This is a genomic window from Streptomyces sp. NPDC043867, from assembly GCF_056435845.1.
This window is the reverse complement of sequence record NZ_JBWKDS010000009.1, coordinates 91406-111926: the sequence shown is the minus strand read 5'-3', so window position 1 is coordinate 111926 and position 20521 is coordinate 91406. Positions and strand designations below refer to the sequence as shown.

Here is a 20521-nt window from a genome sequence, read left to right as displayed (position 1 = left end):
GACCGGGCGGCCTCCGCCGCGCGGGCGGCCTCCGCTTCGGTGCGGTCGGGCTGGCTGTGCTCGGCTTCCGGGGTCGTCACCCGCCCAGCCTAGGCCACGGACCGGCACGCCTCCCGGCCCAGCCCATCGCACCACCCTGGACGGCACGCCCCCGGTCCCACCCGCCCCGCACCGACACGTCCCGCACGTCACACGCCCAGCTCCGCCGCGATGCGGCCCTCCCCGATCGCCGCCACCAGCTCCGCGTGGTCCGCCTCCGTACGGTCGGCGTAGGCGACGGCGAAGGAGGCCAGTGCCTCGTCCAGCTCCTCGTTCTTGCCGCAGTAACCGGCGATCAGGCGCGGATCGGCACTGTGCGCGTGGGCACGGGCGAGCAGCGCTCCGGTTATCCGGCCGTAGTCGTCGATCTGGTCGGCGGCGAGGGCGGCGGGATCGACGCTGCCCTTGCGGTTGCGGAACTGCCGTACCTGGAAGGGCCGACCGTCGACCGTCGTCCAGCCCAGCAGGAAGTCGCTCACGACCTGTATGCGCTTCTGGCCCAGGACGACGCGGTGACCCTCGTGGTCCGTCTCGGGCACGGCGAACCCCGCCGTCCCGAGGTGCGGGACCAGCGCCGAGGTCCGCGCCTCCTTGACCTGGAGGACGAGCGGCTCCCCGCGATGGTCCAGGAGCAGGACGACGTACGAGCGGGTGCCGACACTGCCGGTGCCGACGACGCGGAAGGCGACGTCGTGCACGGCATAGCGGGCGAGGAGCGGGAGGCGGTCCTCCGTCAGGGTCGTCAGATAGTCCTCGAGCGACGCCGCTACCGCCGCCGCCTCCGCGCCGGGCACGCGACGCAGCACCGGCGGTGCGTCCACGAACCGCCGGCCGCCGCCCTCCACCGTCTCGGTCGACTTCTCCGCGAACCGTCCGCTGGTGTTGGCCCGCGCCTTCTCGGAGACCCGCTCCAGGGTGCCGAGGAGATCGTGGGCGTCGGTGTGCGAGACGAGTTCCTCGTCCGCGATGGCGTTCCACGCGTCGAGGACCGGCAGCTTCGCGAGCAGGCGCATGGTGCGGCGGTAGGCGCCCGCCGCGTCGTACGCCGCCTTCCGGCAGGTGTCCTCGTCCGCCCCGGCCTCCCGGCCCGCGAGCACGAGGGAGGCGGTGAGCCGCTTGAGGTCCCATTCCCAGGGGCCGTACACCGTCTCGTCGAAGTCGTTCAGGTCGATGACCAGGCCGCCGCGGGCGTCGCCGTACAGGCCGAAGTTCGCCGCGTGGGCGTCGCCGCAGAGCTGCGCCGCGATGCCGGTCATCGGGGTGCGCGCGAGGTCGTACGCCATGAGTCCGGCCGAACCGCGCAGGAAGGCGAAGGGTGAGGCCGCCATCCTGCCGACGCGGATGGGGGTGAGCCCGGGGATACGGCCCTGGTTGGAATGCTCGACGGCGGTCACCGCGTCCGGCCGGCCGGCGTCGAGCGTCAGCTCGGCGTGCGAGGCGCGCGGCACCCGCCGCCGCAGCGCCTTCCCCTCGGCCTTCGGCCCCTCGTGCGTGCCCGCCGCCTCACCCGACCCGCCGCGAGCCTCCCCCGCGAACCCGGGCACGCGGAAAACCCTGTGCGCCCGCTGCGCCGCGCCCGCTGAACCGACCTCGGTCATCCCGACCGCCTCCCCCGTGCCCGAACATCAACTCGTGATAACCGTACCGCCGACGGCCGAGCCACGTCAGAGCCTGTGGACAACCCCGCGGCGCGGCTATTTCCCGGGGCAGGGACCCCTCTCGGGGAGATAGCGCTCCGCCCAGACCCCGAGTTCCTTGAGCGCCGGTTCCAGCGCGGCGCCCGCCTCCGTCAGCCGGTACGCGACCCGCAGCGGGGGACCCTCGTCCACCTCGCGCACGACCAGGCCCGCCGCGCCCAGTTCCGTGAGCCGGTCCGACAGCATGCGCTCGCTGATGCCGGGGATGGCCCTGCGCAGCTGGGCGAAGTGCACCGGCCGTTGCAGCAGCACGGCCACGACCAGGCCGGTCCAGCGCTTTCCGAGCAGCTGGAAGACCCGCGTCATCCCGTCGTCGACCTTCTGACACGGCCCTGCGTCGTGGCTCCCCGGCTCTGCCATGACTCCAGACTACTGCGTTCACACTAGGGGGTGAAGAAAAGTAAGTAGCTGTGTTATCTCTAGTTAGGAACGAATCAGAAGCCCGGCATCCGGGCTGCTCCGTCATCCCCTGGAGATCCCATGGCCACGCTGCTGCACATCGACTCGTCCGTGTTCCCCGCCTCCGCGTCGGCCTCCCGCGCGGTGGCGGACGCCTTCCGCACGGCCTGGGAGGAGCAGCACCCGAACGGCACGGTGATCCACCACGACCTCGCCGCACACCCCGTTGCGCACATCACCGCCGACGCCCACACCGCCGGCTTCGCAGCCCCGGACACGCACACCCCGGAGCAGGCCGCGGCCTTCGCCGAGCGCGCACGGCTCATCGCGGAGCTTGAGCAGGCGGACGCCGTCCTGATCGGCTCCCCGATGCACAACTTCTCGATCCCCTCGACCCTCAAGGCCTGGCTGGACAACGTCATCCTGATCGGCCGTACTGCCATGTCCGAGGACTCGAAGATCAAGGGCACCCCGGTCACGGTCATCGCCAGCCGCGGCGGCTCCTACGCGCCGGGCACCCCCCGCGAGCCCTACGAGTACGTGCAGAACTACCTGCAGGCCGTCCTCGGTGACACGCTCGGACTGGACGTCCACTTCATCGTCCCGGAGCTGACGATGGCACCGCACAACCCGGCGATGTCCGAACTGGTCCCGCTCTCCGAGGCCTCCCGCGCCCGGGCGCTCGAGGCGGCCACCGCACGGGCCAAGGAGCTCACGGCCCGCCTCGCCGCCTGACCGCACCCCGCGAGACGACCGGCCCCGCCGGAATCCCGGCAGCACACACCGCACCCCGGCCGCCCGTGTCGTCCGGAACCGACTCGCCCGTCGCGCTGCGGGCAGTGATATACCTCACCGCCCGCAGCACCCGGGACCGTCCCGTCCTGTCCCTGAGCCGCCCCGCTGCGGAACTGACGCTCCTGGGCAACGAGAAACGGACCCCTTCCCCGACTTTCGTCGGGGAAGGGGTCCGTTCGCTGTGCGCGAGGGGGGAGTTGAACCCCCACGCCCTTTCGGGCACTGGAACCTGAATCCAGCGCGTCTGCCTATTCCGCCACCCGCGCATTGGGTGTGTCTTCCGGTCCCCCACCAAGTGGTGCGAGCCCCTGTCGACATGCAGAAGATTAGCACGCCGTCCGGGGTGGAATCACATCCCTTTCCCGGCCCCCCGCAGCTCCGGCAGAGGGGGCCGGAGGAGCGCCCACCCGGGCCTACGGCGACCCGCGGGCACCCCGGATCCGGCCGGAGGCCACCCATAGGGACACGGAAGAGGAGCCCCCGCCCCCGGCTCCGCCGGTCCCGCTCGGCCCCCGGCGACCCCGGCGGCCCGCCCGTCTCCTCCCGCCCCTTCTGCGCGTACCGACAGAACCGGTTCACGTATCAACCTCGTACCGGTCCTGGCCATCTGTCCAGGAGCCGGACAAGGTGCACAGCCAGGTGCGGGACACTGGTCCCGGGCCACCTCTACGATCCTTCCCTGAAGGAGTTCGAAGAGGGGCTCCGGAGGGAACTTCGGGAGGGGACCTCGGCTCGGGACCGCGGAAGGTGTCGACACTCGTCGACCGGGCCGACAGGGGGAACCACCCGATTTCCCGGCGCGTGGATACGATCAGTAAGCAGTACCAGGACGAAGACGATCAGCAGAACGCCGTAAGTGGCACCGCGCTGGGCAGTAGACAGTGGGTGGCACGGCGGTGAGCAGCACCGGCGGTGCCGCATCCGGCGGTACGGCAGGCAGTACAGGCGTAAGCGGCACACAGGACGACGTCTAAGGAGGAGGTGCCCCATGGGAGTCCTGAAGAAGTTCGAGCAGCGTCTCGAAGGTCTGGTCAACGGCACCTTCGCCAAGGTGTTCAAGTCCGAGGTCCAGCCCGTGGAGATCGCGGGAGCGCTCCAACGCGAGTGCGACAACAACGCCACGATCTGGAACCGCGAGCGGACCGTCGTGCCCAACGACTTCATCGTGGAGCTGAGCACGCCGGACTTCGAGCGCCTCAGCCCCTACTCGGGTCAGCTCGGCGACGAACTCGCCAGCATGGTGCGCGACTACGCCAAGCAGCAGCGTTACACCTTCATGGGCCCCATCAAGGTCCACCTGGAGAAGGCCGACGACCTCGACACCGGTCTGTACCGGGTGCGCAGCCGTACGCTCGCCTCCTCCACCAACCAGCAGTCGCCCGCGTCCGCCCCGGCGGGCCCCGCGGGCCCGGCCGCGGGACGCCCCGGGGGGTACGGCTACCCGCCGGCCGCCCAGTCCGCGCCCGCTCCCCCCATGCCGTCCGCGCCGCCGCCCGGCGGCCGTCCCGGCGCCGCCCCCCTGGGGCCGCGCGCCGCGGCAGCCCCGGCGCCGGGCGCGAGAACGCGGCACTGGATCGAGGTCAACGGCTCACGCCATCAGATCTCCCGCCCGACGCTGGTGCTGGGCCGCAGCACCGAAGCCGACGTGCGGATCGACGACCCCGGCGTCTCGCGCCGGCACTGTGAGATCCGGACCGGAACGCCCTCGACGATCCAGGATCTCGGGTCCACCAACGGCATCGTGGTGGACGGGCAGCACACCACCCGCGCTACGCTCCGCGACGGCTCGCGGATCGTCGTGGGCAGCACCACCATCATTTACCGGCAAGCCGAAGGGTGAAGCGGGGGCAATGTCAGAGCTGACCCTCACGGTCATGCGGCTGGGTTTCCTGGCCGTACTGTGGCTGTTCGTGATCGTGGCCGTGCAGGTCATCCGCAGCGACCTGTTCGGAACGCGCGTCACCCAGCGCGGCTCGCGCCGGGAAGCCGCGCGGCCGCAGCAGGCCGCGCGCCAGACGGCGCCTCCGCAGCAGCGCCAGCAAGCGGCGCCGAGCGGCGGCGGCCGCCAGCGCCGCGGCGCCCCCACCAAGCTGGTCGTCTCGGAGGGCACCCTCACGGGCACGACCGTCGCGCTCCAGGGCCAGACCATCACCCTGGGCCGCGCGCACGACTCCACGATCGTCCTCGACGACGACTACGCGTCCAGCCGGCACGCCCGGATCTATCCCGACCGGGACGGCCAGTGGATCGTCGAGGACCTCGGCTCCACGAACGGCACCTATCTCGACCGGGCCCGGCTCACGACTCCCACACCGGTCCCGCTGGGCGCGCCGATCCGCATCGGCAAGACCGTCATCGAGCTGCGGAAGTAGTACGACAATGAGCGAGCGGAGCGAGCACGCAGCGGCGGTCCACACGAGGGACCCCGGCGCGCTCCCGACCGGAGGGTGGGCACCGTGCGGATGTACCCGGAGCCGACGGGCGAGGTGCGCATGAGTCTGTCACTGCGCTTCGCCGCCGGATCGCACAAAGGCATGATCCGCGAGGGCAACGAGGACTCCGGTTACGCCGGTCCGCGGCTGCTCGCGATCGCCGACGGGATGGGCGGCCAGGCCGCCGGCGAGGTCGCCTCCTCCGAGGTGATCTCCACCATCGTCGCGCTCGACGACGACGTGCCCGGCTCCGACATCCTCACCTCGCTCGGCACCGCCGTGCAGCGCGCCAACGACCAGCTCAGGATGATGGTCGAGGAGGACCCCCAGCTGGAGGGCATGGGCACCACGCTCACCGCCCTGCTGTGGACCGGACAGCGCCTCGGCCTCGTCCACGTCGGCGACTCCCGTGCCTACCTGCTGCGCGACGGGGTACTCACCCAGATCACGCAGGACCACACCTGGGTGCAGCGCCTCGTCGACGAGGGACGCATCACCGAGGAGGAGGCCACCACCCACCCGCAGCGCTCCCTGCTGATGCGCGCGCTGGGCAGCGGCGACCACGTCGAGCCGGACCTGTCCATCCGCGAGGTCCGCGCCGGCGACCGGTACCTGATCTGCTCCGACGGTCTGTCGGGAGTCGTCAGCCATCAGACGATGGAGGACACCCTCGCCAGCTACCAGGGCCCCCAGGAGACCGTGCAGGAGCTCATCCAGCTCGCGCTGCGCGGCGGCGGCCCCGACAACATCACCGTGATCGTCGCCGACGTCCTCGACATCGACAGCGGTGACACCCTCGCCGGCCAGCTCTCCGACACCCCGGTCGTGGTGGGCGCGGTCGCCGAGAACCAGCTCCAGGCGCACGACAACGGCGCCATGCAGACGCCCGCGGGGCGCGCCTCGAACCTCGGCCGCCAGGTGCCCGGTCAGGGCGGCGGCGGCGAGTTCGGCCCGCCCGGCAGCGGCGACACCACCGGTTACGTCCCCGCCGGCAGCTTCGACGGGTACTCGGACGAGGACTTCGTGAAGCCGCGCTCGGGGCGCAGGTGGCTGAAGAGGTCCTTCTACACGGTGCTCGCGCTCGCCGTCATCGGCGGCGGCCTGTACGGCGGCTACCGCTGGACGCAGACCCAGTACTTCGTCGGCGCCCAGGGCGAGCACGTCGCGCTGTACCGGGGCATCAGCCAGGACCTGGCCTGGGTCTCGCTCTCGAAGGTGGAGAAGGATCACCCCGAGATCGAACTCAAGTACCTGCCGCCGTACCAGCAGAAGCAGGTCAAGGCGACCATCGCCGAGGGCGGCCTCAGCGACGCGCAGTCGAAGATCGACGAACTGGGCGTGCAGGCGTCCGCGTGCAAGAAGAACGCCGAACGCCGCTCCGCCGCCGAGAAGAACGCCAAACCCGGCGCGGGCGAGGCCGGTGGCGTCACGGGAACCACAAAGACCTCACTGACGTCCAAGGCCACATCGTCGCCGACGCCCAACCCGTCGGCGTCACAGCCCTCGTCCTCCAAGTCCAAGACCGCACCCACTCCCACACCCGGCCCCAGCCTCTCCGAGGAAGAGCAGAAGCTGGTCTCGCTGTGCGGTAAGCAGTAAGCAGCCGTGAGGGGCCCTGTCACACCATGAGCAGTAGTACGAACTCGTCGACGCACCACACGTCCACGATCGGCTCGATCGGTACGCCGAGCCGTCGCAACACCGAGCTGGCGCTGCTGGTGTTCGCCGTAGTCATCCCGGTGTTCGCCTACGCCAACGTGGGCCTCGCCATCAACGACTCGGTGCCGCCCGGCCTGCTGAGCTACGGTCTCGGCCTCGGCCTGCTCGCCGCCGTCGGCCACCTCGTCGTGCGCAAGTTCGCGCCGTACGCGGACCCGCTGCTGCTGCCACTGGCCACGCTGCTCAACGGCCTCGGGCTCGTGGTCATCTGGCGGCTCGACCAGTCGAAGCGGCTCCAGGCACTGCCGAACTTCGTCGAGGCCGCGCCCCGCCAGCTGCTGTACACCGCGCTCGGCATCGCGCTGTTCGCCGTGGTGCTGGTCTTCCTGAAGGACCACCGCGTCCTCCAGCGCTACACGTACATCTCCATGGTCCTCGCCCTCATCCTGCTGCTCCTGCCGCTGGTGCCGGGCCTCGGCCTGAACGTCTTCGGCGCGAAGATCTGGATCTCCATCGCCGGATTCACCATCCAGCCCGGTGAGTTCGCCAAGATCGTCCTGGTCGTCTTCTTCGCCGGCTACCTGATGGTCAAGCGCGACGCGCTGGCGCTCGCCAGCCGCCGCTTCATGGGTCTCTACCTGCCGCGCGGCCGCGACCTCGGCCCGATCCTGGTCGTCTGGTTCGTCTCGATCCTCATCCTCGTCTTCGAGACCGACCTCGGCACCTCGCTGCTGTTCTTCGGCATGTTCGTGATCATGCTGTACGTCGCCACCGAGCGGACCAGCTGGATCGTCTTCGGTCTGCTGATGTCCGCGGTCGGCGCGGTCAGCGTCGCCTCCTTCGAACCGCACGTCCAGCAGCGCGTCCAGGCCTGGCTCGACCCGATGCGCGAGTACACGCTCAGCCAGCAGGGGGTCGCCGGTCACTCGGAGCAGTCCATGGAAGCGCTGTGGGCCTTCGGCTCCGGCGGCACCCTGGGCACCGGACTCGGCCAGGGCAACTCCGACCTGATCAAGTTCGCCGCCAACTCCGACTTCATCCTCGCCACCTTCGGCGAGGAGCTGGGCCTCGCGGGCATCATGGCGATCCTGCTGATGTACGGGCTGATCGTCGAGCGCGGCGTCCGTACGGCCCTCGCCGCCCGCGACCCGTTCGGCAAGCTCGCCGCCATCGGCCTCTCCGGCGGTTTCGCCCTCCAGGTCTTCGTGGTCGCCGGCGGTGTCATGGGCCTCATCCCGCTGACCGGTATGACCATGCCGTTCCTGGCGTACGGAGGTTCCTCCGTGATCGCCAACTGGGCGCTGATCGGCATCCTGATCCGCATCAGCGACACCGCGCGCCGTCCCGCGCCCGCCCCCGCTCCCAATCCCGACGCCGAAATGACCCAGGTGGTCCGACCGTGAACAAGCCCCTGCGCCGGATCGCGATCTTCTGCGGGCTCCTCGTCCTCGCCCTGCTCATCCGGGACAACTGGCTGCAGTACCTCCAGGCCGACGCCCTGAAGGACGACCCCAAGAACCGCCGAGTCTCCATAGAGCGCTATGCCACCCCGCGCGGCGACATCATCGTCGACGGCAAGTCGATCACCGGTTCCAAGAAGACCGACGGCAGCGACTTCGCGTACAAGCGGACCTACAAGGACGGCGCCATGTGGGCGCCCGTGACCGGGTACGCCTCGCAGGCCTTCGGAGCCACGCAGCTGGAGTCCATCGACGACGGCATACTCACCGGCAACGACGACCGGCTCTTCTTCCGCAACACCCTCGACATGCTGACCGGCAAGAAGAAGCAGGGCGGCAACGTCGTCACCACGCTCAACGCGGCCGCGCAGAAGGCCGCGTACCAGGGTCTGCTGAGGCAGGGCAAGGGCGCGGTCGCCGCGATCGACCCGCAGACCGGCGCCATCCTCGCCCTCGCCTCCACTCCCTCGTACGACCCGTCGACGTTCGCCGGGAACTCCACCACGACGGACAGCAAGGCCTGGCAGAAGATCCAGAAGAAGAGCAACCCGGACGAGCCGATGCTCAACCGGGCGCTGCGCGAGACCTACCCGCCGGGCTCCACCTTCAAGGTCGTCACCGCCGCCGCGGCGCTGGAGAACGGCAAGTACACCAGCGCGGACGAGAAGACCGACTCGCCGCTGCCGTACACCCTGCCGAACACGAACACCGAGCTGAAGAACGAGGGGAACATCCCCTGCAAGAACGCCACCATGCGTGAGGCGCTCCGGGTCTCCTGCAACACCGTCTTCGGCAAGATCGGCGCCGACCTCGGCCGGGACAAGATGGTCGAGCAGGCCGAGAAGTTCGGCTTCAACGAGGAGCAGTTCACGCCGGTGCGCACCAGCGCCTCGATCTTCCCGACCAAGATGGACAAGCCGCAGACCGCGCTCAGCTCCATCGGCCAGTTCGAGACGGCCACGACCCCTCTCCAGATGGCCATGGTCGCCTCGGCCGTCGCCAACAACGGCACGCTCATGAAGCCGTACATGGTCGACAAGCTCCAGGCCCCGAACCTGGACGTCATCGAGCAGACCGAGCCCGAGAAGATGAGCGAGCCGCTCTCCGAGGAGAACGCCCAGATCCTGCAGTCGATGATGGAGACGGTCGTCAAGAAGGGCACCGGCACCCGGGCGCAGATCAACGAGGGCGGCATCACGGTCGGCGGCAAGACGGGCACCGCCCAGCACGGCGTCGACAACAGCGAGAACCCCTACGCCTGGTTCATCTCCTACGCCAAGCAGAGCGACGGCAGCTCCCCGGTCGCCGTCGCCGTCGTGGTCGAGGACGAGAGCGCCAACCGTGACGACATCTCGGGCGGCGGTCTCGCCGCGCCCATCGCGAGGGACGTGATGAAGGCAGTGATCGACAGCAAGAAGTGACCCCCGTCACGCCCGCCGCACATCGGTGCACGTTGCGAATACCGGTCCTGTATCGGGTGACGGTCTTGGCCAGGTCACACAAGGCGAGCCGGGTACCGTATGCCCGGACAGCACACCGCCGGACCCACAAAGGTGCGGTCGGGACTGACGGAGAGGGCTGGTAGGTAGCTATGGAAGAGCCGCGTCGCCTCGGCGGCCGGTACGAGCTGGGCCATGTGCTCGGCCGTGGTGGCATGGCCGAGGTTCACCTCGCCCACGACACCCGGCTCGGCCGCACCGTAGCGGTGAAGACGCTTCGCGCGGACCTCGCGCGCGATCCGTCGTTCCAGGCCCGCTTCCGCCGGGAGGCCCAGTCGGCCGCCTCGCTCAACCATCCCGCGATCGTCGCCGTCTACGACACCGGCGAGGACTACATCGAGGGCATCTCCATCCCGTACATCGTGATGGAGTACGTCGACGGTTCCACGCTGCGCGAGCTGCTGCACTCCGGGCGCAAGCTGCTGCCCGAGCGCACCCTGGAGATGACCATCGGCATCCTCCAGGCCCTGGAGTACTCCCACCGCGCCGGCATCGTCCACCGTGACATCAAGCCGGCCAACGTCATGCTCACGCGCAACGGCCAGGTCAAGGTCATGGACTTCGGCATCGCCCGCGCGATGGGCGACGTCGGCATGACGATGACGCAGACCGCTGCGGTCATCGGCACCGCCCAGTACCTCTCGCCGGAGCAGGCCAAGGGCGAGCAGGTCGACGCCCGCTCCGACCTGTACTCCGCCGGCTGTCTGCTGTACGAACTGCTGACCGTGCGTCCGCCGTTCGTCGGCGACTCCCCGGTCGCGGTGGCCTACCAGCACGTGCGCGAGGAGCCCCAGCCGCCGAGCGTCTTCGACCCCGAGATCACGCCCGAGATGGACGCCATCGTCCTCAAGGCGCTGACCAAGGACCCCGACTACCGCTACCAGTCCGCCGACGAGATGCGCGCGGACATCGAGGCCTGCCTCGACGGCCAGCCCGTCGCCGCCACGGCCGCCATGGGCTCCGTCGGTTACGGCGGCTACCCCGACGACCAGCCGACCACGGCCCTGCGCTCCACGGACGGGCAGGCCACGTCGATGCTGCCCCCGATGAACCCGGACGACGGCGGGTACGACGACCGCCCCGACCGCCGGCGCCAGAAGAAGACGAACACCTCGACGATCCTGCTGGTCGTGGCGGGCGTTCTGGTCCTCATCGGCGCGATCCTGATCGGCATGTGGGCCTTCGACGGCAAGGACTCGGCCGACGAACCGTTCCCCGCGCCGAACTTCGTGGGCCAGTCCCGGGCGGACGCCACGATCTTCGCGGAGAACCGCGACCTGGTGCTCACGTTCACGAAGAAGGCCTGCGAGAAGCAGAAGACGGGCAACGTCTGCTCGCAGGACCCGAAGGAAGGCGTGGAGGTCAACAAGGGCGACACCATCAACCTGGTGGTGTCGACGGGCGCGCCGAAGGTCACCGTCCCCGACGTCCAGGGCCTGTCCTACAGCAAGGCGAAGGCCCGGCTCACCGCCAAGGGCTTCGAGGTCGAGCGGAAGAACCAGGAGTCCACACAGAGCGAGGGCGTCGTCATCGGCCAGGACCCCGGGGGCGACACGGAGCTGGAAAAGGGCACGACCATCACCCTGACCGTGGCGGTGGAGAAGAAGCAGGCCACCGTGCCGGACGTCCAGGGCAAGAGCTGTGACGAGGCCAAGCAGCAGATGCAGGCCAACAACCTCGTCGGCGAGTGCCAGGAGGTCGAGACGGACGACGCCTCGAAGGTCGGCAAGGTCATCCAGACCGCCCCGTCGGCCAATTCACAGGCCGACCCGGGCACGAAGGTCACCATCCAGATCGGCAAGGCCGCCGAGAAGCAGAAGGTGGCCGTGCCCGCCCTGACCGGTCAGCGCCTCAAGGACGCCAAGAAGGCCCTCGAGGGCGCGGGCCTCCAGGTCGGCAACGTCAACGGTTCCAGCGATGACAACGCCATCGTCCTGGTCACCGATCCGGGGGCCGGCAGCCAGGTCGACCAGGGCACCGCGATCAACCTGAACACCACGGGCGGCGGCGGCGACAACGGCGGCGGCAACGGCAACGGCGGCCTCTTCGGCGGCATCAACGGCACGATGTTCCGCCCCGAGGACTAGGGCCTGTCGTTTGGATCACGCCGGCGTCGCGGGGTCCGGCACGCACATCTGCGGCGTTGTCGTCGGTCGCCGACGCTCCGCGTCGACTCCCTCCTCCGCCTTGCAGCTGCACGCGCCAGACCCCGCTCGGGCCGGTCAGGACGAACCGTCGGTCACAGCCAGCCTGATCCAAACGACAGGCCCTAGCACTCCGTCCGGACCCGGTCCGGCGTACGGGAGAGCCCCGGCATCCACGAAGGGTGCCGGGGCTCTCCCGTACGGCGTGCTCCGCCGGCTCTCCCGTACGTGCGGGTCCGGTGCCCCTCCCGGGCGACGTGCTCCGGTGTCGGACAGGCCTAGCGGATTTCCTCCGGCGGCGTGCGGTCGCTGTCGACCTTCTCCACCCGCTCCAGCTCGCCCCACACCACATAGCGGTAGCGGGACGTGTAGACGGGCGTGCACGTCGTCAGGGTGATGTACCGGCCGGCCTTCTTCACGCCCGCCTGCTTCGGGACCGGCCCGAGGACCCGCACGTTGTACTTCGAGGTCTCCGGAAGGACCGAGAAGACCTTGTAGACGTACCAGTCGTCCTTGGTCTCGAAGACGATCGGGTCGCCCTTCCTGAGCTTGTCGATGTTGTGGAACTTGGCGCCGTGGCCGTCGCGGTGGGCGGCCAGCGTGAAGTTGCCCTTCCCGTCCTGCGGCAGGGCCGACTTGACGGGGTCCGTGTAGTAACCGGCGACGCCGTTGTTCAGGACCTTGGCCGACGTGCCCTTCTTGACGAGCACCTCGCCGTTCCGCATGGCCGGCACGTGCAGGAAGCCGATGCCGTTCCTGGTGTCCAGCGCGCCGGGGCCGCCCCGGTGGTCCAGCCAGGTGTCGCGGACCTGGTCGGCCTCCTTGTGCGCCGCGCGGTCGGCGATCACGTTCGTCCACCACAGCGAGTAGACGACGAAGAGACCGAGCACCAGCCCGGCGGTGATGAGGAGTTCACCGAAGACGCTGACGGCCGTCGCGATCCGGCCCGAGCCGCGGCGCCCCGGCGGGGACACCGCGCCGGCGCCGGCATCCGCGTCGGCGCGCTCGTCGTGGTCCGTCCTCGCTGCCACTGTCCATCCGCCCCGTCTGGTCCGACTCAGTTGTCCCGGAAGGCCCGACGACAGCGCTCTCGCGCGCTACTCGACGAGCGCGTCCGGCTTGCCCTCGCTGCGCGGCCGTTCCTCGACCATCTTGCCCCAGACGATCATCCGGTACTTGCTGGTGAATTCAGGCGTGCACGTGGTCAGTGTGATGTAGCGCCCGGGTGCCGTGAAACCCGACCCCTTGGGGACGGGGTCCAGCACGCCGGTGTTCGACGGCGGCGTCACGGGGAGGATCGACGCCATCTCGTAGACGAAGTACTCGTCCTGCGTCTCGACGACGATCGGGTCCCCCGGCTTGAGACGGTTGATGTACCGGAATGGTTCACCGTGGGTGTTGCGGTGACCCGCGATCCCGAAGTTGCCGGTCTTGGCCTCGGGCATCGCCGTCTTCACACTGTCCTTGTCGTAGTGCCCGACCATCCCGCGGTCGAGGACCTTCGACTTGCTGATGCCCTCGGCGATCGGCGCCACCACGTCCAGCCGGGGAATGTGCAGGATGGCGAAACCCTGCCCCGGCTCGAACGCCCCCGGTCTGCGCTTCCCGTTCGCCCAGTCCTCCTGGAGGTGGCTCGCGGCGCTGCCCGCCTGCTGGTGCGCCCGGATGTTCGACCACCACAGCTGGTAGGTCACGAACAGCAGCATCAGGACACCCGTGGTGATGAACACCTCGCCGATGACCCGGCTCACCACCACCGCCGCCCCGGGCCGCTGTGCGCGCGCCGCACGCCGCGCCTCCACCCGGGAGCGGGGCGCTCCCGCGGCGCCTTCCGCGGACGCCGCCGTCGGCGCCTCCGTGGGCGCCTGCGCGCCTCCGTGCCGTCCGCGGCGCCCGGCGGCCTTCCGGCGCGCCGCGCGGCCTCCCGGCGCGCCTGTGGCCTCGCTCCCGGCCGCGTTCGCGGCAGTCCCGGCCCGGCGCGGCACCTCCGCCAGGCGCAGTGCCACCGTTTCGTCGTCCGGCAACCGCGGTGCCACCGCCGGCTGCACGGCCGTGGGTTGCGCGTACGGCGCACCGGCCGGCTCCCCGTACCCGGCGGCACCCGGCGTCTCGTAGGGCGACGCGTACGAGCCCCCGTGCGCCGGTCGCGACGGGTCCCGGTACTGCTGCTGCGGAGACGGGTCGGGATACTGCTGCGGCGACGGCTCGTACGACGCCGCGCCCGCTCCCCGGGCGTTCTCGGACGGCCCGTACCAGTCCCGTGCGTACCCCTCGGGGTCGTACCACTCCTGCGCCGGCTGTTCCGGCGGAAGGGGGCCCGCCAGGGGCCCGCCGAATGACTCGGCGCCCTCGAACGCGCCGGCGTCCCCGTACGCGGCCTCGCCGCCGTAGGGGGAACCGTCGCGCTCGGGGCGCAGCGCGGTCACGCCGTGGCCCTGCCCACCACCGGGGCGAGCCCCGCCGACCTCGCCACCGCGCCCTGGTCCCCGCACTCCGTCAGCCAGTTGGCGAGCATCAGGTGCCCGTGCTCGGTCAGCACCGACTCGGGGTGGAACTGCACGCCCTCGACCGGGAGTTCGCGGTGGCGCAGCCCCATCACGATCCCGTCGTGCGTGCGGGCCGTCACCTCGAGCTCGGCCGGCACCGTCTGGGGTTCGGCGGCCAGCGAGTGGTAGCGGGTCGCCGTGAAGGGGGACGGCAGGCCCGCGAAGACGCCGGTGCCCCCGTGTTCGACGAGCGAGGTCTTCCCGTGCAGCAGCTCCGGCGCGCGGTCCACCACCCCGCCGTACGCCACCTGCATCGACTGCATGCCGAGGCAGACACCGAAGACGGGGACACCGGTCGCCGCGCAGTGCCGGACCATGTCGATGCAGACACCGGCCTGCTCCGGAGCGCCCGGCCCCGGCGACAGCAGCACCCCGTCGAAGCCGTCCTGGGCGTGCGCGGTCGACACCTCGTCGTTGCGCACCACCTCGCACTCCGCGCCCAGCTGGTACAGGTACTGGACGAGGTTGAAGACGAAGCTGTCGTAGTTGTCGACGACGAGAATCCGCGCGCTCACTGGTCGTCCACCGTCACATCGTTGAAGGGCAGCAGGGGTTCGGCCCACGGGAAGACGTACTGGAAGAGCACGTAGACCACCGCGAGGGCCAGGACGAGGGAGATCAGCGCCCTCACCCATGCGTTCCCCGGCAGATGCCGCCAGATCCAGCCGTACATGCCGTCCCTTCCGTAGCACCACGGCACCGGAGTCACGCCGTACACCACCCGACTCATGCCGTACCGCACCAGACTAACGGCGCAGCGCCTCCGGTTTCCCGGCCTCCACGGGCTGGGTGGAATCGAGATGCCCCCAGACGATCAGCCGGTGGCTGTGCCCCCACTCCGGCTCGCAGGTGGTGAGCGTCAGATAGCGGCCCGCCCGCGTGTACCCCGACCTCTTCGGCACCGGATCGATGACGGCGACATCTCCGGGCAGCGTCCGGTACGGCTTCGTGTCGATGCGGTACGTGAACCAGGTGGTGCCGTCCGTCAGCACCACCGCGTCGCCCGGACGAAGCCTGGGGAAGTCCTTGAAGGGATCCCCGTACGTGCGGCGGTGCCCCGCGACCGCGAAGTTTCCCCGCTGCCCGAGCCGCGCGGTGCGCGCGTAGTGCCCGAGCCCCTTCTTCAGAGTGCCGACTCCGGTGCCCTCAAGCACGGGCTTGTTCCACGTGAAACCAAGACGCGGCACGTACATGATCGCGAAGGGCTCGCCGTCCGTGTAGCGCGCCGGCTCCGCCGCTGGTGCTCCGGAGCTTCCGCTTCCGCCTGGGGCCGGGCTGCCCGACGGGGTGGGCACCGGCCGTACGGTCCCCTGGGACCACCGGTCCTGGAGCGCGTCGATCTGGTCGTCCATCACGCTGTCGGCCTTCACGCCGGTCCAGAACAGCACGTAGACCACGAAGAGCACGATCACGGCGCCGACGGTGATGCACAGTTCGCTGACCGTCCTGACGACCACACGCACCGACACAGGCCCCCCAGTGGCAGCTGCTCCGCTCCTCCGGCCCCTTCGCCGCCCGCTGCTCCCGCTACTCCGCGGGCGTCGCGTAGTGGAGATCCACTGTGCCCGAGTAGCCGGGAAGAGTCACCCTGCCGTCCTCCTCGACTTTCCAGCCGAGCCCGTAGACGTTGACGTACACCATGTAGTTCTGGATCGCGGCCGAGGCCGACAGGGCCTTCTGGAGCTTCGCCGGGTCACCCACCGCGGTGATCTTGTACGGCGGCGAGTAGACCCGGCCCTGGAGGATCAGGGTGTTGCCGACGCAGCGCACCGCGCTGGTGGAGATCAGCCGCTGGTCCATCACTTTGATGCCTTCGGCGCCGCCCTGCCACAAGGCGTTCACCACGGCCTGGAGATCCTGCTGGTGGATGACCAGGTAGTCGGGCTGCGGCTCCGGGTAGCCCGGCAGTTTGGCGGTCGCGTTCGGCGGGGCGTCGTTCAGCGTGACCGTCACGGCCCTGCCCCTGAGCTTCCGGGTGCCCGCCTTCTTCTCCAGCGCGGCGAGCTTCGCGTCCTCGGCGTCCGAGCGGCCGTCGCCGCGTTCGGCGAGCGCCTCGACGTCGTCACGCAGGGCGCCGTTGGACTCGTCGAGCTGCCCGTTCTTGTGGCTCCGTTCCTGAATGAGGTCGGAGAGCTTCAACATGGACGCATCCGTACGGATATTGGTGCCCTTGGCCGTGTTGAAGCTGGTGAAGAAGATGAGTCCCGCCAGGGCGAACACCGCTACGGTGAGCACCCGCACGGGCCGGAAACGGCGCGTAGGGGCCGTGGAGGGACCCGTCCCTGGGGAGTCGGCAGAATTGCTCAACGTACCCTTATCTCCTTAGGCGCCGCGGAAGCACTACGCTAACGGACGCCCGGGGGAGCACTCAGTGTCCCCTTGTACGCTGCCCCGGAGCCCGCCCCAGTTCCCTGCGCGGCCACGCAGCGCATCGACAGGAGAGACCCTCGTGCCGAAGTCACGTATCCGCAAGAAGGCCGACTACACGCCGCCGCCGTCCAAGCAGGCGACGGCCATCAAACTGAACACCCGCGGCTGGGTCGCACCGGTCATGCTGGCCATGTTCCTCATCGGCCTCGCCTGGATCGTGGTCTTCTACGTGACCAACGGTTCGCTGCCGATCGACAGCCTGGACAACTGGAACATTGTGGTCGGTTTCGGATTCATCGCGGCGGGATTCGGCGTCTCGACGCAGTGGAAGTAACGGCTTTTCCGGTGGGGTAACGGGGGTCCACGGCGAGGTGGACCCAGCTCTGCCCCAAGCTGTCCACCGAGTTATCCACAGAAGTTTTCCACAGTGGGGAAAAAGAACGACGATCTGTGGATAACCCACTCCGTGTTGACGCCGGTGTGACTGGCCTACCGGGAAGCGGAAGCGTGTTCGCCCCCTGCCCTACCTGGGGAAACTCGGGTCGGAGGCAGGGGGCACAGTTGTTCCCGCACAGCGTGCACAAGATCCGCCACAGTCTGTGGACAAACTCGGCCACTCACGTCAGCTGAGCGGTCCTGACCAGCGTCATGACGACCACAGCCGCCAGGACCAGTGCGCACGTCCCGTACTGGACGAGGCCCCGTCGCCGCCGCGGCGCGTGGATCATGGCGTACCCGACGACGACGCCCCCGGCCAGGCCACCGACGTGGGCCTGCCAGGCGATGTTGGCTCCGAAGAAGGTGAAGACCAGGTTGATCGCGAGCAGGGCGAGGACCGGGCGCATGTCGTAGTTGAGCCGGCGCATGAGGACGGCGGTCGCGCCGAAGAGGCCGAAGATCGCGCCGGACGCTCCGACCGAGGGCTGATTCTGTGCGGCGATCAGATACGTCAGGGCGCTGCCGGCGAGACCGGAGACGAAGTAGAGCGCGAGGTAGCGGGCGCGGCCGAGGGCGGCTTCCAGCGGCCCGCCGATCCACCAGAGGCTGAGCATGTTGAAGGCGATGTGCGTGACGCTGCCGTGCAGGAACATCGAGGTCCCCAGCCGGTACCACTGGCCTTCCGCGACTCCTTCGACCGAGCCGAGCAGAGGATCGTACGCGCTGCCGAGGAGCTGGAAGTGGTTGGTGAAGCGATCACCGACCGACAACTGCACCAGGAACGCGGCCAGGTTGAGGCCGATGAGGATCTTGGTGACGAGCCGGGGATCGGCGGCGACCGCGCCGCCCGCGAGGGTGCGGGGCTGCGTGGCGGCGGGTGCGTGCCCGGTGCCCGACCCGTTGCGCACGCAGTCGGGGCACTGGAAGCCGACCGAGGCGCTGACCATGCAGTCCGGGCAGATGGGGCGCTCGCACCGGGTGCAGCGGATACCCGTCTCGCGGTCGGGGTGCCGGTAGCAGGTGGGCGGGCTCTGCGCGTCCTGCTGCCCCTGGTCGCTCGGGCCCTGCGGGCTGCCTGGCGCGTTGTCCATGACGGGTCGTCCCCTCACCTCTGCCTACGTCGCTGCGCGGCCGGCGTACAGTGGTCCGCCCGGGTTCTGAGCGGGACCGGGCGCCAGCGCACCGCCCCGCCCATCCTTACGGACGAACGGGGCGTTTGGTTCCCCGCGGAACCCGGGGCCTCAGCCCTCGCGGGTCTCCACGACGACGGACTCGATGACCACGTCGTTGACCGGACGGTCGGTGCGCGGGTTGGTCGGGGTGCTCACGATGGCGTCCACGACCTTCTGGCTGGCCACGTCGACGACCTCGCCGAAGATGGTGTGCTTGCGGGTCAGCCAGGCCGTCGGGGAGACGGTGATGAAGAACTGCGAGCCGTTGGTGCCCGGGCCGGCGTTCGCCATGGCCAGCAGGTACGGCTTGTCGAAGGCGAGGTCGGGGTGGAACTCGTCCTCGAACTGGTAGCCAGGGCCGCCGGTGCCGTTGCCGAGCGGGTCGCCGCCCTGGATCATGAATCCGCTGATCACCCGGTGGAAGACCGTGCCGTCGTAGAGCTTGTCCGTGACCCTCTGGCCGGACTCCGGGTTGACCCACTCGCGCTCGCCCTTGGCGAGTTCGACGAAGTTGCGGACCGTCTTCGGCGCGTGGTTCGGCAGGAGCCGGACTTCGATGTCGCCTTGGTTGGTCTTCAGGGTGGCGTAAAGCTGCTCAGCCACGATCTGCCTTCCGTTGCCTTCTCTGACTCCCCGATCCTCGCACGGCCCGGACGCCCGCCGCCCGTCACCACTCGTCCCTGCGCTTAGTACCGCTTCTACCGGGCACCCGGATCTTTGTCCCCGGACAGATGCCCAGGGACAGCGTCTGCAGAAAACCGGTCGAGTCCTCCCAGACGGGGGCGCGTCGCGACGATCCGTGGCATTGTCGTCGGCAAGCTCCTGCCGCCCTGTATTACCGCTATGGGACCTGATCGTCGCCTGTAAGTCGTTTGATCGTCCCCTGATCGGCGTCTGCTTCAGGCTCGCCCGGGAGGGGGGTGTCCGTGACCCGGATGCCTGTCCTCACATGCTCCGGAGGCCACGGACGGGCATGATCCCGATAAGGGCGGAAAGGTGAAATACCGTACGCCACCGAGGAGGAGGAAACCCGTGACCCGCATTGACAGCGTGCGCGCCGCGACCGGCTCGGCAAAGGACAGCGTGCTGCACGCCGCGGAAGTGGTGGCGCCCTACGCCGACACGGCCAAGGACAGGGCCGCACACTACGCAAACGAGGCACGCGTACGGCTTGCGCCGAAGGTGTCGCTGGCCGCCGACCAGGCCCGCGTCCAGTACGACGCTCTTCTCGCGCCGCGCCTGGAACAGGCCCTTTCGCACGTCCCGCCGAAGGTCGACCAGGCCGCGCACGACGCCGCGGTCCGCACGCGCAGGGCCGCTCGCCAGGCCGCCGAATACTCGAAGCCGAGGATCGACCAGGCCGTTGCGGCGGCTCAGCCCGCGAGCAAGGAGGCCGCGGCGCGCGGAGCTGCCGCACTGGCCGCACTGCGCGGCCAGGTCTCGCCCCAGCAGATCCAGAAGCTGGTCCGCAAGCAGCAGCGGCGGGCCCGGGCCGGCCGTCTCGCCAAGGGACTTGCCGTGCTGGGTCTCGTCACGGGCGGCGCCTACGCCGCCTGGAAGTGGTGGGACAAGCAGGCCAACCCGGACTGGCTGGTCGAGCCCCCCGCCGCCACCGAAGTGCCCGACAGCGGCCGCCTGTCGGCCGTCGACGGCAGCCAGGCCGCCCTGGACCCCGAGGTTCAGGCCAAGCAGGCCGAGGAGGAATCGGCGGACCGCGACGATCTCCGCTGAATCCGGTCACCGCACCGGCCTCAACAACGCCGTGGGGGGGGGGGGGGGGGGGGGGGGGAGGGTGGGGGGGGGGGGTGGGGGGGGGGGGGGGGGGGGGGGGGGAGGGGAGCGTATCGCCGGCGGGTAGGACGGCGGGGATA

At 69.9% G+C, this 20521-nt stretch carries 19 protein-coding genes and 1 tRNA gene; 9 read left to right on the top strand and 11 right to left on the bottom strand.

From position 1 onward, the window contains the following. Positions 1-188 precede the first annotated feature (188 nt). A complete protein-coding gene (locus AC069T_RS11670) occupies positions 189-1637 on the bottom strand; it encodes a DUF2252 domain-containing protein (RefSeq protein WP_478782553.1) in 1449 nt (482 codons plus the stop codon). A 96-nt stretch (positions 1638-1733) separates the two neighbouring features. Next, entirely contained in the window at positions 1734-2096 is a 363-nt protein-coding gene (locus AC069T_RS11665; protein WP_478782552.1) for a winged helix-turn-helix transcriptional regulator, read from the bottom strand. 120 nt (positions 2097-2216) lie between these two features. Here AC069T_RS11665 and AC069T_RS11660 point away from each other — a divergent pair, with 120 nt between their 5' ends. Continuing rightward, a complete protein-coding gene (locus tag AC069T_RS11660) occupies positions 2217-2870 on the top strand; it encodes an FMN-dependent NADH-azoreductase (RefSeq protein ID WP_478782551.1) in 654 nt (217 codons plus the stop codon). 242 nt (positions 2871-3112) lie between these two features. On the opposite strand, the gene AC069T_RS11655 is transcribed toward AC069T_RS11660, so the two are convergent. Next, positions 3113-3196: transfer RNA gene (locus tag AC069T_RS11655), tRNA-Leu, on the bottom strand. Between the two features lie 722 nt (positions 3197-3918). On the opposite strand from AC069T_RS11655, the gene AC069T_RS11650 reads away from it, so the two are divergent. The 6 genes from AC069T_RS11650 (at position 3919) to pknB (ending at position 12067) form a co-directional block, all read left to right on the top strand. Further along, complete coding sequence (locus AC069T_RS11650; protein ID WP_478782550.1) at positions 3919-4770, top strand: FhaA domain-containing protein; 852 nt, start codon at positions 3919-3921, stop codon at positions 4768-4770. Between the two features lie 10 nt (positions 4771-4780). Further along, positions 4781-5302, top strand: a complete 522-nt coding sequence (locus AC069T_RS11645; protein ID WP_476753050.1) for an FHA domain-containing protein FhaB/FipA — start codon at positions 4781-4783, stop codon at positions 5300-5302. Positions 5303-5422: 120 nt separating this feature from the next. Further along, a complete protein-coding gene (locus AC069T_RS11640; protein WP_478782549.1) occupies positions 5423-6961 on the top strand; it encodes a Stp1/IreP family PP2C-type Ser/Thr phosphatase in 1539 nt (512 codons plus the stop codon). A 26-nt stretch (positions 6962-6987) separates the two neighbouring features. After that, entirely contained in the window at positions 6988-8424 is a 1437-nt protein-coding gene (locus AC069T_RS11635; protein ID WP_478782548.1) for an FtsW/RodA/SpoVE family cell cycle protein, read from the top strand. Continuing rightward, positions 8421-9902 carry a peptidoglycan D,D-transpeptidase FtsI family protein gene (locus AC069T_RS11630; protein WP_478782547.1) on the top strand — a complete coding sequence of 494 codons (1482 nt, stop codon included), beginning with the start codon at positions 8421-8423 and terminating at the stop codon, positions 9900-9902. Before AC069T_RS11635 ends, AC069T_RS11630 begins: the two co-directional genes overlap by 4 nt. A 170-nt stretch (positions 9903-10072) precedes the next feature. Then, entirely contained in the window at positions 10073-12067 is a 1995-nt protein-coding gene (gene pknB, locus AC069T_RS11625) for a Stk1 family PASTA domain-containing Ser/Thr kinase (RefSeq protein ID WP_478782546.1), read from the top strand. 335 nt (positions 12068-12402) lie between these two features. Here pknB and AC069T_RS11620 read toward each other — a convergent pair whose 3' ends face one another. From AC069T_RS11620 to AC069T_RS11595, 6 genes are all read right to left on the bottom strand, one after another. Next, complete coding sequence (locus AC069T_RS11620) at positions 12403-13155, bottom strand: class E sortase (protein ID WP_478782545.1); 753 nt, start codon at positions 13153-13155, stop codon at positions 12403-12405. A 66-nt stretch (positions 13156-13221) separates the two neighbouring features. Next, on the bottom strand, positions 13222-14550 hold the full coding sequence (locus AC069T_RS11615) for a class E sortase (protein WP_478782544.1): 1329 nt from the start codon (positions 14548-14550) through the stop codon (positions 13222-13224). Beyond that, a complete protein-coding gene (locus tag AC069T_RS11610) occupies positions 14547-15185 on the bottom strand; it encodes an aminodeoxychorismate/anthranilate synthase component II (protein ID WP_478782543.1) in 639 nt (212 codons plus the stop codon). Before AC069T_RS11610 ends, AC069T_RS11615 begins: the two co-directional genes overlap by 4 nt. Continuing rightward, on the bottom strand, positions 15182-15400 hold the full coding sequence (locus AC069T_RS11605) for a hypothetical protein (protein WP_478782542.1): 219 nt from the start codon (positions 15398-15400) through the stop codon (positions 15182-15184). Before AC069T_RS11605 ends, AC069T_RS11610 begins: the two co-directional genes overlap by 4 nt. A 16-nt stretch (positions 15401-15416) precedes the next feature. Continuing rightward, entirely contained in the window at positions 15417-16133 is a 717-nt protein-coding gene (locus tag AC069T_RS11600) for a class E sortase (RefSeq protein WP_478782651.1), read from the bottom strand. Between the two features lie 64 nt (positions 16134-16197). After that, positions 16198-16977, bottom strand: coding sequence for a DUF881 domain-containing protein (locus AC069T_RS11595; protein ID WP_478782541.1), 780 nt, complete (start codon positions 16975-16977; stop codon positions 16198-16200). A gap of 142 nt (positions 16978-17119) precedes the next feature. Between AC069T_RS11595 and crgA the strand changes: the two genes are divergently transcribed. Then, positions 17120-17374, top strand: coding sequence for a cell division protein CrgA (gene crgA, locus AC069T_RS11590; protein ID WP_358855131.1), 255 nt, complete (start codon positions 17120-17122; stop codon positions 17372-17374). A 283-nt stretch (positions 17375-17657) separates the two neighbouring features. Here crgA and AC069T_RS11585 read toward each other — a convergent pair whose 3' ends face one another. Continuing rightward, positions 17658-18569 (bottom strand): rhomboid family intramembrane serine protease, encoded by a 912-nt coding sequence (locus AC069T_RS11585; protein ID WP_478782540.1) that lies wholly within the window; start codon positions 18567-18569, stop codon positions 17658-17660. Between the two features lie 150 nt (positions 18570-18719). Next, the gene (locus tag AC069T_RS11580) at positions 18720-19253 is read right to left on the bottom strand and encodes a peptidylprolyl isomerase (protein ID WP_478782539.1); all 534 of its coding nucleotides are present in this window, start codon (positions 19251-19253) and stop codon (positions 18720-18722) included. 429 nt (positions 19254-19682) lie between these two features. On the opposite strand from AC069T_RS11580, the gene AC069T_RS11575 reads away from it, so the two are divergent. Next, a complete protein-coding gene (locus AC069T_RS11575) occupies positions 19683-20381 on the top strand; it encodes a DUF5324 family protein (RefSeq protein ID WP_478782538.1) in 699 nt (232 codons plus the stop codon). Positions 20382-20521 lie beyond the last annotated feature (140 nt).

Bases quoted from the DNA above. Each gene is read 5' to 3' on its own strand.
- AC069T_RS11670 (WP_478782553.1), bottom strand. From the start codon at position 1,637: ATGACCGAGGTCGGTTCAGCGGGCGCGGCGCAGCGGGCGCACAGGGTT.
- AC069T_RS11665 (WP_478782552.1), bottom strand. From the start codon at position 2,096: ATGGCAGAGCCGGGGAGCCACGACGCAGGGCCGTGTCAGAAGGTCGAC.
- AC069T_RS11660 (WP_478782551.1), top strand. From the start codon at position 2,217: ATGGCCACGCTGCTGCACATCGACTCGTCCGTGTTCCCCGCCTCCGCG.
- AC069T_RS11650 (WP_478782550.1), top strand. From the start codon at position 3,919: ATGGGAGTCCTGAAGAAGTTCGAGCAGCGTCTCGAAGGTCTGGTCAAC.
- AC069T_RS11645 (WP_476753050.1), top strand. From the start codon at position 4,781: ATGTCAGAGCTGACCCTCACGGTCATGCGGCTGGGTTTCCTGGCCGTA.
- AC069T_RS11640 (WP_478782549.1), top strand. From the start codon at position 5,423: ATGAGTCTGTCACTGCGCTTCGCCGCCGGATCGCACAAAGGCATGATC.
- AC069T_RS11635 (WP_478782548.1), top strand. From the start codon at position 6,988: ATGAGCAGTAGTACGAACTCGTCGACGCACCACACGTCCACGATCGGC.
- pknB (WP_478782546.1), top strand. From the start codon at position 10,073: ATGGAAGAGCCGCGTCGCCTCGGCGGCCGGTACGAGCTGGGCCATGTG.
- AC069T_RS11605 (WP_478782542.1), bottom strand. From the start codon at position 15,400: ATGAGTCGGGTGGTGTACGGCGTGACTCCGGTGCCGTGGTGCTACGGA.
- AC069T_RS11585 (WP_478782540.1), bottom strand. From the start codon at position 18,569: ATGGACAACGCGCCAGGCAGCCCGCAGGGCCCGAGCGACCAGGGGCAG.